The organism is Variovorax sp. S12S4, assembly GCF_023195515.1.
In the GTDB taxonomy this organism is placed as follows: Bacteria; Pseudomonadota; Gammaproteobacteria; order Burkholderiales; family Burkholderiaceae_C; genus Variovorax.
This window is the reverse complement of the sequence record NZ_JALPKR020000002.1, coordinates 1,982,177-1,995,875: the sequence shown is the minus strand read 5'-3', so window position 1 is coordinate 1,995,875 and position 13,699 is coordinate 1,982,177. Positions and strand designations below refer to the sequence as shown.

11 protein-coding genes are annotated in these 13,699 nt (G+C 65.8%); 9 read left to right on the top strand and 2 right to left on the bottom strand.

Annotation, left to right across the window (positions count from 1 at the left end; all coding sequences use genetic code 11):
* Positions 1–20: 20 nt before the first annotated feature.
* A complete protein-coding gene (locus tag M0765_RS10005; protein WP_258503452.1) occupies positions 21–464 on the bottom strand; it encodes a glycerate kinase in 444 nt (147 codons plus the stop codon).
* 216 nt (positions 465–680) lie between these two features.
* On the opposite strand from M0765_RS10005, the gene M0765_RS10000 reads away from it, so the two are divergent.
* Positions 681–1,136: a hypothetical protein gene (locus M0765_RS10000; protein ID WP_157611410.1), complete on the top strand. Its 456-nt coding sequence runs from the start codon at positions 681–683 to the stop codon at positions 1,134–1,136.
* A 51-nt stretch (positions 1,137–1,187) separates the two neighbouring features.
* On the opposite strand, the gene radA is transcribed toward M0765_RS10000, so the two are convergent.
* Positions 1,188–2,576 (bottom strand): DNA repair protein RadA, encoded by a 1,389-nt coding sequence (gene radA, locus M0765_RS09995; RefSeq protein ID WP_258503450.1) that lies wholly within the window; start codon positions 2,574–2,576, stop codon positions 1,188–1,190.
* Positions 2,577–2,821: 245 nt separating this feature from the next.
* Between radA and M0765_RS09990 the strand changes: the two genes are divergently transcribed.
* The 8 genes from M0765_RS09990 (at position 2,822) to M0765_RS09945 (ending at position 13,627) form a co-directional block, all read left to right on the top strand.
* Positions 2,822–5,206 (top strand): type VI secretion system Vgr family protein, encoded by a 2,385-nt coding sequence (locus tag M0765_RS09990; RefSeq protein ID WP_258503448.1) that lies wholly within the window; start codon positions 2,822–2,824, stop codon positions 5,204–5,206.
* A gap of 7 nt (positions 5,207–5,213) precedes the next feature.
* The gene (locus M0765_RS09985; RefSeq protein ID WP_258503446.1) at positions 5,214–6,797 is read left to right on the top strand and encodes a hypothetical protein; all 1,584 of its coding nucleotides are present in this window, start codon (positions 5,214–5,216) and stop codon (positions 6,795–6,797) included.
* A gap of 63 nt (positions 6,798–6,860) precedes the next feature.
* Positions 6,861–8,501 carry a DUF6531 domain-containing protein gene (locus M0765_RS09980; RefSeq protein ID WP_258503445.1) on the top strand — a complete coding sequence of 547 codons (1,641 nt, stop codon included), beginning with the start codon at positions 6,861–6,863 and terminating at the stop codon, positions 8,499–8,501.
* A 1,612-nt stretch (positions 8,502–10,113) separates the two neighbouring features.
* Positions 10,114–11,193, top strand: a complete 1,080-nt coding sequence (locus M0765_RS29000) for an RHS repeat-associated core domain-containing protein (RefSeq protein WP_274708776.1) — start codon at positions 10,114–10,116, stop codon at positions 11,191–11,193.
* A gap of 9 nt (positions 11,194–11,202) precedes the next feature.
* Entirely contained in the window at positions 11,203–11,529 is a 327-nt protein-coding gene (locus M0765_RS09960; protein WP_258503443.1) for a hypothetical protein, read from the top strand.
* 261 nt (positions 11,530–11,790) lie between these two features.
* The gene (hpaR, locus tag M0765_RS09955; RefSeq protein WP_258503442.1) at positions 11,791–12,225 is read left to right on the top strand and encodes a homoprotocatechuate degradation operon regulator HpaR; all 435 of its coding nucleotides are present in this window, start codon (positions 11,791–11,793) and stop codon (positions 12,223–12,225) included.
* On the top strand, positions 12,222–12,857 hold the full coding sequence (locus tag M0765_RS09950; RefSeq protein ID WP_258503441.1) for a fumarylacetoacetate hydrolase family protein: 636 nt from the start codon (positions 12,222–12,224) through the stop codon (positions 12,855–12,857). Before hpaR ends, M0765_RS09950 begins: the two co-directional genes overlap by 4 nt.
* Positions 12,854–13,627 (top strand): fumarylacetoacetate hydrolase family protein, encoded by a 774-nt coding sequence (locus M0765_RS09945; RefSeq protein WP_258503440.1) that lies wholly within the window; start codon positions 12,854–12,856, stop codon positions 13,625–13,627. The genes M0765_RS09950 and M0765_RS09945 overlap by 4 nt, the downstream gene beginning before the upstream one ends.
* The last annotated feature ends 72 nt before the right edge of the window (positions 13,628–13,699 follow it).

Genomic DNA, 13,699 nt, shown 5'->3' with positions numbered 1-13,699 from the left:
CGACGGCGCCGCGCGGCGGCTCAGCCCGCCGTGTTTTCTTCGGAAGGCGGAGCGGCGTCGGGCTCCGCTTCAGGGCGTATCAGCGTCCAGCTTTGCAGCTTGCCGCCGTTGAACACGGCGTCGACGTACGAGCCGCCCGTATCGGTCCACCGATAAAGCTCGGGCTGCTCGTCCTGCGGCGAGCGCAGTTCGCCAAGCGCGCGCGTCATCGCAATCACGTGCATCAGCGTCACGCCCTTCTTGAGCTTGGCGTTGAGCATCACCGAGCTTGCGACATAGCCTACCGGGCGATCGGCCGCGCGCTTGAGCACCTGCATGGCGCGGGTGAAGTGCATCAGCAGGAACATCACGATCACGCCGCCCGCCAGGGCGACGCCGCCCCATCCGCCGCTGCGCCAAGCCAGCCCTAGAAGGACGATGGCGCCCACGGGCACCAGCAATTTCTGGAAATTCATGGCGCGCATTGTCGCCGCGCGGCGGCCTGAGCCCCGCGGGCGTCATTCGAAAGTACGCATATGAATCGGGGGCGATTTTTGCCGCACTGGCAAGGCCGGCGGCAGTAGCGGCCGTGGCTACCGCCGGGCGCGCGGCGCGGTACTCGCCCTGAAAAGCACATGGCGCGGGGGCTCCGGGCGGCACATTTCATCTCACGGGCATCAGCCCGGGCCACTGAAAAGCGTATGAGCATTCCCCGATCCGTCACATTCGTTCGTCTCAGCCTTTGCGCCGCACTCACGGCCACCGCCCTCAGCGGTTGCTACGTGGTGCCGCTCGGACAACCCGCTCCCGCGGCGCCGCCTTCGCAGGCCTATGCCGTCGCACCGGGCCCGGTGGCGCAAAGCTTCAGTGCGCGGTTGTATCCGTCGAACGCCGAAGCGGCGCGCTACGGAACCATTGCAGGCACTGTGACCAACGACATGAACGGACGCGGACGCTTCAATACGGTGATCGGCAATGAGCAGTTTCAGGGAGAGGCGACCCGGGTTGCGGGCTCGCGAGGTGCCGGCCTGGCGAATGCCAGCGGCAATCGCGGCGGCAACCTGAGTTGCCAGTACACGATGAACTCGGCCACGTTGGGCAGCGGCCAATGCGTGCTCAACGGCGGACCGGCGTTCACGATGCACATCGGGGGGTAGGGAGGGTGGCCCGGCGCGTCACTGGCGCGCCGGGCATTTTTTCCCTGACGATCAATCGAGGCGGCGGACTACGTCCATCGCCTCTTCGATGCGTTCGACGGCGTGAATGGTCAGGCCTTCGATCTCCTTCGTGCCCTTGCGCGGCGCATTCGCCTTGGGCACCACGGCCACGCTGAAGCCCAGCTTGGCCGCTTCGCGCAGGCGCTCCTGTCCACGCGGCGCGGGGCGCACTTCGCCCGCCAAGCCCACTTCGCCAAACGCGATGAACCCCTTGGGCAGCGGCTTGCCGCGCAGGCTCGAAGTAATGGCAAGCATCACGGCCAGGTCGGCCGCCGGTTCGCTGATGCGCACGCCGCCCACTGCGTTGACGAACACATCCTGGTCCATGCAGGCCACGCCGGCATGGCGGTGCAGCACGGCAAGCAGCATCGCGAGCCGGTCGCGGTCCAGGCCCACCGAAAGGCGGCGCGGGCTCGGCCCGCCGTTGTCGACCAGCGCCTGAATCTCGACCAGCATCGGCCGTGTGCCTTCAAGCGTGACCAGCACCACGCTGCCGGGCACCGGCTCGGCATGCTGGCTCAGGAAGATCGCGCTCGGGTTGGCCACGCCCTTGAGGCCGCGCTCGGTCATGGCGAACACGCCGATTTCGTTCACCGCGCCAAAGCGATTCTTGATGGCCCGCACGAGACGAAAGCTCGAATGCGTGTCTCCCTCGAAGTACAGCACCGTGTCGACCATGTGCTCGAGCACGCGCGGGCCCGCGAGCGCGCCCTCCTTGGTGACGTGGCCCACCAGCACCACCGCCGTGCCGCTGGTCTTGGCGAAGCGCGTGAGGTGGGCCGCGCATTCGCGCACCTGCGCCACCGAGCCGGGGGCGGAGGTGAGCTGGTCGGAATACACCGTCTGGATCGAATCGATCACCGCGATGGCGGGCCGGTTGGCGTCGAGCGTGGCAATGATCTTCTCGAGCTGAATTTCGGCCAGCACCTGCACCTGCGAGTGGTCGAGCCCGAGCCGCTTGGAGCGCAGCGCCACCTGCGAGCCGCTTTCCTCGCCCGTGACATAGAGCGCGTTCTGCCCCGCGCGCTGCAGCGCATCGACCGCCTGCAGCAGCAGCGTCGATTTGCCGATGCCCGGGTCACCGCCGATGAGCGTGACACCGCCCGAGACGATGCCGCCGCCCAGCACGCGGTCGAGTTCGTCGAGGCCGGTGGGCGTGCGCGCGACGTCGGTCGCTTCTATTTCAGAGAGGGTTGCGAGTTCGGACACGCCCGCGAGCGCGGCGTATTGCGTGCCGAAGCGGTTGTTGGCCGGGCCGCTGCTGCCCGCTACTTGCTCGATGAGTGTGTTCCAGGCGCCGCAGCTCGGGCATTTGCCGAGCCACTTGGGGCTGGTGCCGCCGCATTCACTGCAGACGAAGAGAGATTTTTCCTTGGCCATGCCGAAGTGTAGGGAGGCACGGCATGCGCAATGTCCGCCAGCCAGGGGAAATGTCATAAAAATGACTGCCTTGCGAAACCGGGAGAGGCCGCGATAGCATCTGCGAGCACCCGCCCATTCGGCGCAATGCTCGAAAACGCCGGTCCGCTTCGCGTTGCCGGGACTTTTCGAAATGCGCTCGGAACAAGAGCGGGGCTTCGGTCCTTGGCGCATCCGCCCGGGCCCATTCAGGGAGTCTCAACGTCATGTCCGTCTTCAATCGCGGGCGCAAGCTCGCCGCGACGTCCAATGCCATGCCCACGTTTGCAGGCATGGATGCACTCGAGCCGATGCGGGTGGAGGGAGAAGAAGCCCTCAGCCGCCCCTACAGCTACACCATCACGCTGATCACGCCGGAGTCCGCGGACATCGATGCCCGCTCGGCAGCGAACGTCAAGCTCAAGCCACTGATCGGCGAGGAGTTCAGCGTTCACATCCTGCTCGACGGCCGCGTCGGCGGGGCTGGCCAGGAGCGCCACATCTCCGGCCTGGTGACACGCGCCCGATTTCTGCGCCTGGAGGGCAAGCGCGCCCTCTACGAAGTCGTCATCGAGCCCTGGCTGGGCTTGGCGCAGCGAACGCGGGACTTCAAGATCTTCCAGAACAACAGCGTGCTCGACACCGTCAACGAAGTGCTCGGCGCGTACGGCTTTCCGCTTTCGGTGCGGACCACGGGCAGCTATCCCGCGCGCGAATTCGTGGTCCAGTACGGCGAGACCGACTACGACTTCGTCAGCCGCCTGCTGCACGAGTGGGGGCTGTACTACTACTTCGAGCACGGCCAGGGCAGCCACACGATGGTGATCGTCGATGACATGCAGTCGCACCGGCCTTTTCCCGCGGGCGGCTACCAGCGGATTCCCTTCAGTGCCATGGAGGCATCGTCCAACGAGGAGCACTGCCACCGCTTCCGGCTGGCCGAAGGCCTGCAAAGCGGCAGGTGGGTCACGGGCGACTTCGACTTCACACGGCCGAAGGCGAACCTCATGCAGACCCGCGCCATGCCGCGGCGCACGCAGCACAGCACGCGGGAGGTGTTCGCGTGGCCCGGCAACTATGTCGTGGAATCCGAAGGCGAGCAGCTCGCGCGTGCACGAATGGAAGAAGCCGGCGCGCCTGGGCAGGTGGCCAGCGGCGCGGGCAACCTGCGGGGCGTGGCGACCGGCCATCGCTTCACGCTGGTCGATCATCCGCAGGACAGCGCGAACGCCGACTACCTCGTCACGGCGGCGCGCCTGTTCCTGCAGGAGGCGGGCGACACGACGGGGCAGGAGGAGTTCCAGTGCAACGTCGAGTTCGAAGTCATCCCCGCGAGCAACATCTTCCGCCCGAACCCCGACTCGGCCAAACCCCGGACGGCCGGGCCGCAGACGGCGGTGGTCACAGGCCCCGCGGGCCGTGAGATATGGACCGACCAGTACGGGCGCGTAAAGCTCAGCTTCCACTGGAACCGCTACTGCACCAAGGACGAAAACAGTTCGTGCTGGGTCCGGGTGTCCTCGCCATGGGCGGGCACCAACTTCGGCGGCATGCAGATTCCGCGCATCGGCCAGGAAGTGGTGGTCGACTTCGAATACGGCGACCCGGACCGGCCGATCATTACCGGCCGCGTGTACAACGCGGACAACATGCCTCCGTGGGAATTGCCGGGCAATGCCACGCAAAGCGGCCTGCTGTCCCGCAGTTCCGAAGGCGGCACCAGCGAGAACGCGAACGCCCTTCGCTTCGAGGACAAGAAAGGCGAAGAGCAGCTTTGGCTGCATGCGGAAAAAGACCAGCTGATCGAAGTCGAGAACGACGAAGTGCACACGGTGGGCCGCGACCGCACAAAGACCGTCGACCACGACGAAACCAACCACATCAAGAACAACCGCACGGAAACGGTCGACCGCGACGAGACGATCACGGTTCACGGCAAGCGCACGGAGACGGTGGACGGCAACGAGACGGTCACCGTCAAGTCGGACCGCAGCCACTCGATCATCGGCACCGAGGCCCTCACGGTCACGGGCGACCAGACCCACACCGCCAAGGCCAACCGCACCGCCAGCGTCACGGGCAACCAGAGCACGTCGGTCATGGGCACCGATTCGCTGACGGTGACGAAGGCCCGCACCGTCACGGCGCAAGACACCGACACATGGAGCGTCACGCTCGGGCAGACCACCACCATCGGGCAGGCCTACACGGTTTCCGCCAAGTCGCACAGCGGAACGTACAACGACGCGATGACGCTGAACGTGCCGGCGGGGCCGGCCTCGGCCACCTCGCAAGGCGACTTTTCCGTGACCAGCTCGGCTGCCAACATTTATGGAACGGCCGCGCTGAACGTGGGGCTGTTCGCGCAGGGCGGGGACTTTTCCGCCGTGGCGTCGGACAACGTCGGAGTAAGCGCCGAGGGCGGCACGCTGGACACTTTCTCCTCCGGCGCCATGACGCATGCGAGCCCGACCAGCGTGGTGCTCAACGTTGAAGGCACCACGGTGGAGGTCACGCCGGGGCGCATTGTGCTGCGCGCCGGCAGCGCGACCCTCATGCTCGACGACGCCGGCGTCACGGTCAACGGCACCAAGATCTTCCTGAACTGCTGAGGCCGCCGTGTCGACACGCAACCCCGTCGAGAAGCGAATGGCCCAGCTGCATGACCTGTGGTGGGAGCGCACCGATGACCCCGCCCTGCGCGCCATCGTGCTGCGCGTGCCGCCCGACTCGCAACGCATGCTGGAGGCCTTCTTCACGCTCCAGATGCTCGACAGCGAATACAGCACGCCCGATCTGTTTTTGCGGCTGGACACGGCCTTCGAGACCGGCTTTCGCTACAGCCGCGAGCTGCGGCAGCAGCTGGTCGACACCTACCGGCACAACCGCCCGCAACTCGTGAAACAGGGCGTCGCAGCAACCTGGGACGAAGAATCCAGGCCCGGCTGGGACAGCGCCGCCGGCTTCATGGAAGCCGGCCGTTCGCTCGCACGGCATCTGCGCTGCCAGCGCATGTCGGTCGTGCTGCAGCCCGGCAGCGTGAGCAGCGCCGAATGCTTCGAGCGCTGGTTCGATGCGGCGATGCAGACGCCCATGCCGCAGCAGGAGGCCGGCCTGCTGCGGCTGGTGCTGGTGGACGACAGCGACGCGCGCGCATGGCAGCCGCTGGTGGAGCGGCATGCCGGCGCAATGCGAGTGGTCGATGCGCCGCTGGACATCCTCGACGCCGCGCGCGAGATCGCCGCCCAGAGCGGCGGCGGGGGCAGCGGCGTGGCTCTTTTTCGGCAGCTCTATGCCGACATGCTGTCGCTGCTGCGCCAGGGTGACGCGGCCGGGGTGGAAGCCGCGGGCGAGCGCGCCCTGCGGCTGGCCACCCGCAACGGCTGGGCCGACCAGCGCGCGGTGGTCGACATGATGGTGGGCGGCGCCCGGCTGCAGGCGCGCGACTTCGGCGCCTCGATCACACGCTACCGACGGGCCCGCGATGCGGCGGCAGAGGCAGCGCAAGCCGGCAACCCGATGGGTGCCACGCTGCTCATGCAGGGCTGGATGGCCGAAGGCGGCGCCTGTGCGGCGGCGGGCGACATGAAGCAGGCCGCCCTTGCCTTCGAGCAAGCCGCCGAAGCGGCCCGCCGCGTGCCGCACAGCATGTTCGCCGTCGAAGGGCATCGCGCCGCTGCCCAGGCCTGGCGCAGCGCCGGCGAGCGCGACAAGGCATGGGCTGCGGCACTGGCCGGCGTCCGCGAGGCGCGCACCATGGCCGATGCCGACCGCCCCCAAAGCACCGTGCCGCAGCTGCTGCACGAGATGCTCGTCATGCAGGACCCCAAGCGCTGCGAGCACATCGCGCGCTGCGCCACCGGCTACGAGCGCGATGCGCGCGCGGCCCTGGTCGAAGCGGACCTGGCGGGACATCGGCTGGGCGACCGGCCGCCGCGGCCTGCGATCGACGCCATCGAGGCGCGGCTCGCGCAGCGCTACGAGCAGGCGTTCCAGACCCAACTGCGCGAGCGCGAAAAGTGGGTGCAGAGCAGCGAGGACGTGTTCCGCACGGTCATTGCCCTGGGACGCCAATGGCTGGACCCTGCCTGGAGCGGACTGCCGCACGTGAGCCATCCGCTGGACCAGGGAATCGACGAATGGCGGGAGCCGCCCGAGTTCGCCCGCTTGCCAGATCCGCAGCCCTTCGTCCAGGCAGCCTGAGCCGCGCCGGCCCGCCACACGCCACACGCCACACGCCACACGCCAGACAGAGAGAGAAGCACCTTGTTCTTCGCGGCCAAGCACTTCGACCCCCAGCTGGGTATCGACGCCCACACCTACCTGGCACCGCCCGGCGTGTGGCCCACGCTGCACATCGGCATCGTGATGGACCCGTTCGATTACCTGCCGACCATCCAGGTTTCGCCGGACAACCCGATCGTGAAAGGCATGGCCGCCGTGGACGGCGCCATGCAGGCCGGTCTGGACGCCATCGGCCAGGGCACTGCGGCCCCCGCGGTCCCGCCGCCTCCGGGCGCACCGGCCGGCGGCGGCGAGATGCCCGCGAGCATTCCTTTGCCGCTCGGCGCCACCGTCGAGGTGGCGGGCGTGCGCCGCGCCAACGCCGGCACGGGTGGCGTGGACTTTCACATCCTCATCGGTGCGCCCGTGCCGGTAATCAAGGCGCCCGGCGGCCCGCAGTTCGACGACGAGCTCTTCATGGGTAGCCGCACCGTGCTGACTGACGGCGAGCCTTTTTCGCGCATCAGCATGCCGGTGCTGGCCTGCAACATCGTGGGCATGGTGCCGCCGTTCCGCAAGAAGAAGGCGGTCAAGCCCCTGCGGCTGAGCCTGATGCTGCCGACCACCTTCAACATCGCCATTCCGCCGCAGGTGTTCGTGGGCGGGCCGCCCACCATTTCGTGGGGCGCAATGATCCAGCGCGGGCTCTTCAAGGCCCTGGGCCGCGCCTACACGCGCATTGCGCGGCGCGTGTTCAAGAACATGCCGCCGGGTTTTCTCAAGTGCCAGGTGCTGCGCGCCGAACCGGTGGACATCCGCGACGGCAGCGTCTCGGTGACGCACGAGGACTTTCACGTTCCGGGGCGGCTGCCGCTGAGCTGGACACGCATCTACGCGTCGCGCGACCACGCCCTTCCCGGCCATTGCGGCCACGGCTGGCAAACCCCGGCAGATGTGCGCCTGGCGATCGAAGCCGACGGACTGATCAGCCTGCAGGGGCCGGAGGAATTCGCGCTGTTCCCTGCGTTGCCGCAGTCGGAGGGACAGCAGGTGCTCGACGTGGTCGACGGCGCGCGACTGATGCGCCAGGGCAGCGAACTGGTGGTGCGATTCAAGAGCGGCCTGCGCTATCACTTCGAGGATGCGCTGTCGACCAAGGGAGAGCTTCTGGCCGCGACCCTGCCGATCACGCGCATCGAGGATGCCTGCGGCAACCACTGGCGCTTCGCGCGCCAGGGCGGCGATCTGGTGCGTATCGCCGAGAGCGGCGTTGACGGCCTCCCGGGCCGCAGCATCGAGGTGCGATCGCGCGGGGGTACATCGAGTCCATGGCGCTGCGCGACCCCGCCACTGGACAGGACCATCCGCTGGTGCGCTACCGCCACCTCGATGGAGATTTGCTGGCGGCCATCGATGCGCTGGGCGCGGCGCGCGAGTTTGCCTACCTGCAGCACCGCATGGCGCGCCACACGGATCGCACGGGCCTGTCGTTTCACTACGCGTACGACGAACAATGGCGGGTGGTGCACGCCTGGGGCGACGGCGGGCTGCACGACTACCGGTTCGCCTACAACGCCGTGCTGCGCCAGACCGAAGTCACCAACTCGCTGGGGCACCTTACGGTGGTCAAGTTCGACGAGGCCGGGCTGCCGCTGGCCGAGATCGACCCGCTCGACGGGGTGACCACCTTTGAATACGACGACGTGGGACGCACCGTGGCCGTGACCGCACCCGGAGGTTTGCGCACGGAGTTCACGTATGACGTGCGAGGCAATCTGCTGGGGGTGCAGCGGCCGGACGGGAGCACCGTAGTCAGCGAGTATGACGATGCAGACGAGCCGCGCGCCGTGATTGACCCGCTGGGCCATCGCTGGAAATACGACTATGACGCGCGCGGTCTGGCGCTTAGCGAAACCGATCCACTGGGCGCAGTGACCCGTTTCGAGCACGACCACCATGGCCAGCTGGTTCGCCGCACCAATGCGCGCGGCGCGATCACTCAACTGCGCTACGACAGACATGGCCAGTGGAACGAAGTGACCGATCCGCTGGGCCAAGTCAGCCGCTTCGAACATGACGCACTCGGGCGACTGGCCGTGCAGGTCGACGCGCTGGGACGGAAGACCCGCTATCACTACGACGCCAAGGGGCGGCTGCTGAGGGTCGAGCAGCCCGACGGCTCTTGCATTGGCTGCGCCTACGACGGTGAAGACCGGCTCGTTCACTACGTAGACGAGGCCGGCACCGCAACGCGCATGCAGTACATGGGCACCGGCCACATCGAAAGACGGATCCAGGCCGACGGGCATCTGGTGCAGTACCACTACGATACAGAGGAGCAACTCATAGGCCTGACCAATCAGCGCGGTGAACGCTACGAACTACGCCGTGACGCGCTGGGCCGCATCGTCGAGGAGGTCGACTACTGGGGGCAGTCGAACATCTATCAATACGATGCGGCCGGACGTCTTGCCGCCACCATCGACCCACTGGGCCAACGCATTGCCTTCGATACGGACAAGCTGGGCCGTATCACGCGCAGGACCCTTGCTGATGCGCTGCAACCGGGTCGGCAGGTACAGGAGCACTTCGCATACGACCGCCTCGGTCAGTTGGTAGAGATGCGCAACAACGCGGCCCACATCAAGCGCCGTTTCGATGCCATTGGGCGATTGCGTGAGGAGGTGCACAACGGATTCAAGGTAGTCAGCCACTACGACGAAACAGGCAATCGCATCTTGCGCGAGACCAGTGCCGGCAATCGCGTGGCCTGCTCCTTTGATCTGCGCGATCAGGTACTGCGCATCACCATCAACGACGAGACGCCCATCGTCTTCACCCGTGATGCATTGGGCCGGACGACAGACGAGCAGCTCAACCCGCGGATGCGACGCCAGTTCGACTACGACGCGCGCGACCTGCTCACCGCCCAGGCAGTGTTCGCGGATGCCCGGCCCGTGTTTGATACCCGCTATGACTACGACCGCGCCGGCAACCTCACGCGGCGCAGCGACAGCCAGCAAGGCATCGACGACTACCGCTATGACGTGCTGGGCCGGCTGTTGGAGCACACCAATCCGAAGGGTCGCGTCGAGCGCTTTCTCAGCGACCCCGCAGGCGATCGGCTTCAAACACGCGTCAAACAAGTGCAGATGAAGCGTGCAGTCGGCGGGCAAGATGCCGCTGAAGTCGTGTCATGGACGCGCGAGGGCGTCCATGACGGTGTGCACTATATTTTCGACCGGGCGGGAGATCTGATCCGCAAAAGCGCCCCCACGATCCGCAACCCGCCGAAATGGAACTGACCTGGGACGCCAATCATCGGCTGGCGCGGAGCAGCAGGAACGGACACGCCACGACCTACGGCTACGACCCACTAGGAAGGCGCGTCTTCAAACGCAGCGCCACACACACTCACTGGTTCTTCTGGGATGGGACTACGTTGGCGAGTGAAGTGCAAGAGACGCATACAACCGACGAGGCGCCGGCAACAGGCAACGTGGTGCGCTTCAATGCCGCAAGCAGGCGCACCCTTCAACCCAGGGCCTTGCATCAAAAAGCAAGGGAGTATGTTCATTACCCTGGCACCTTCGTCCCACTTGCGCTTCTGGTGCCAGACGAAAAGTCGGTACAAGTCCTGAACTACCACGTCGATCCCAACGGATGCCCCACGCGCTTGACGGACCGCAACAACCAGACCGTCTGGTCCGCGAGCTATGCAGCTTGGGGAGCCGTCGATGCGCTGAAACACCTGCAGACCGAGAACCCCATCCGGTACCAGGGACAGTACCTGGACCCGGAGACGGGACTGCATTACAACACCTTCCGCTACTACGACCCCGACTTAGGATGCTTTGCAAGTCAGGACCCGATCGGCCTGGAGGGCGGCACCAATCTCTATCAGTATGGGTCCAATCCGAACGGCTGGATCGACCCACTGGGCTGGAGCTGTGGTCCCGCAACGAGACAGAACTCCGCTGGCCAGTGGATTGATGCACGGGGGCGGTTTGCTCGTGCACCCAATGTGGCGGGACTTCCCCGATTCAAGGGAAAAACCGTTGCGCAGGTTGTGCGAACTCTGACGAGCCAAGGCTATACGCGAACCAATCCGGCGAACCCGAAGAACCAAAGATGGAAGCACCCCGATGGATCTGAAGTGCAGATTCACGCCTATGGGAACAACGCAACGGGCCCCTACAAGGCAGGCAACAATGCGCATGTCCACAAATCGCTGGGCCGCCATGGCAACGCGGGAACTGTCGAACTGGCCGACGATGGAAAGACACAGGTATCCACGCATTCGGGGCCAGCTCACATCGGAATCAGAAATCCCCAGGACTTCCCTGCTGTTTCCGGGCGAAACCATGGAGATTGATCAGGAATCATGGCTGCAGAGTTCTATATAAATTTCAAGGATTCATCATGGGTGGCCCAGCAAAAGGAGGCGTTGATCGAAAAAATCAAAGCCCTCCCGACCTATGTGCAAAACAATGAAGATGAATACTGGCTGCGGGGTCTGGAAGACGGGGTCTCGGAGGGCCGTTGGCAATTCGATGTGCGCATATTCATCAAAGAGAAATCACCGGCATTCCTGGAAATTTCGGCGCACCCTCCCAGCATCGAACACGATCTGAAGCTCCTGTTTTCCTGGCTCAGAAGCAGAACCCCGCTGTCGATTGATGACGAAGACGGGGAGCCCTCCGGCTGGTAGCTAGACAGCGTATCCGACCCGTGGAGCCGTGCCCTCTGCCGGGCATGGCAGCCACCCGATCCTGGCGCAGCCCGCGCTTCGCCCAAAACCTGAAAAGCGAGGGCCTCGAGCCCACCGTGCCGGAACAATCGGCGGGGCGATACACGCCTCGCGCACAACGATCGACTGAGCACCCGACGACGACCCGCAAGGGTTATCCCGCAGACGTGCTTTCTTGCCATTCATTTAACATGTTAACTAATTTCAAAGAGGCACGAGCTTTTGGCCAGCACCTTCACCCACCGCAACCTCCCGCGCCTGCTGCTGCAGGCCCGTGAAGCCGTCATGGCTCACACGCGGCCCAGCCTGCGCGAGCACGCGCTGTCCGACCAGCAGTGGCGCGTGCTGCGCGTGCTGGGCGAGCACGGGGCGGTGGAAACCGGCCGCGTGGCGCGCGAGGCGTTCATTCTTGGGCCCAGCCTCACCGGTGTGCTCGCGCGCATGGAGCGCGACAACCTGATCGCCCGAAGCCGCGATCCCGAAGACCAGCGCCGCACCGTCGTCGAAGCCACTGCGCATGGAATGAAGCTGGTGAAAAAGCTGTCCTCGAGCATCGAGGCGCACTACCAGTGGCTGGAGCAGTCGCTGGGCAAGACCAAGCTGACGCAGCTGTATGGGCTGCTGGACGAACTGATCGCGCTGGAGCAGCCCGAATGACCCCTTCTCCTTTCCTGCCCACCGGCACGGTGTACGGCACGCTGCTGAACTTTCGCGCGGAGGTGGAAGCGCTTGCGCCGCAGATGACGCAGCCGCCATACAAGGCGCCGCCGAAAGCGCCGGTGCTCTATGTGAAGACCGCCAACACCTGGAGTCCGCATGGCAGCGCGATCACCGTGCCTGCATCCGTGCCCGAAGTGGAGATCGGCGCGAGCATCGGCATGGTGATCGACGCCGAGAGCGATATCGAAGGCTTTGTGCTGATGAACGATCTGTCGATCCCGCATGCGAGCTTCTTTCGCCCGCCGGTGAAGTTCAAGTGCGTCGATGGCTTCCTGGGCATCGGCCCGGCGCTGCGCGATGCGCAGGAAGTGGCCGACCCGGCAAACTTTCGCGTCGAGGTGCGTATCAACGGCATGCTCAAGCAATCGATCGACTTCTCGCAGCTCGTGCGGCCGGCGCAGCAACTGCTTGCCGATGTCGGCGAATTCATGACGCTCGCGCACGGCGATGTGCTGCTGCTGGGTTGCGACGCCGGCCGGCCGCTGGCGCGCGCGGGCGACCGCATCGAGATTTCTTCGCCTGGCTTCGAGACATTGATCAACACGCTGGTGCAGGAGACCACCGCATGAAGCACGCACGCGTCATCTTCGAAGGCCGCGAGCACACCGGTGTCGCCCACGAATTCGGCGGCCAGTCCGACGCGGCCGTGCGCCTGGACGACGGCCGCATCGTGCCGCAAGAGCGGCTCACCTGGCTGCCGCCGCTCGCACCCACGGCGCGGCCCCGCACCATCCTCGCGCTGGGCCTCAACTACGCCGATCACGCGAAGGAGCTCGAGTTCAAGGCGCCCGAGGAACCGCTGGTGTTCGTCAAGGGACAGAGCACGCTCATCGGCCACCGCCAGCACACGCACCGCCCGAGCGGCGTGCAGTTCATGCACTACGAATGCGAGCTCGCCATCGTGGTCGGCAAGACCGCGAAGAGCGTGAGGCGCGATGACGCCTACGACTTCATCGGCGGCTACACCGTGGCCAACGACTATGCGATTCGCGACTATCTCGAGAACTGGTATCGCCCCAACCTGCGCGTGAAGAACCGCGACACCTGCACGCCGCTGGGCCCGTGGTTCGTCGATGCGGCCGACGTGCCCGACCCGATGGCGCTCGCGCTCAAGACGACGGTGAACGGCACGGTGACGCAGCAAGGCAGCACGCGCGACATGATCTTCGATGCGCCGTTCCTCATCGAGTATTTCAGCCGCTTCATGACGCTCTCGCCGGGCGACCTGATCCTCACCGGCACGCCGGACGGGGTGGTCGACTGCAAGCCCGGCGACGTGGTGATGACCGAGATCGAGCGCATCGGCGCGCTGGTCAACACCATTTCCGGCGGTACCTAAATACCTAGCCACCTAGCGCCGCACCGCACGCGCCGCCTGCTTCGCCCCACATACCAACTACAGAAGAGACAA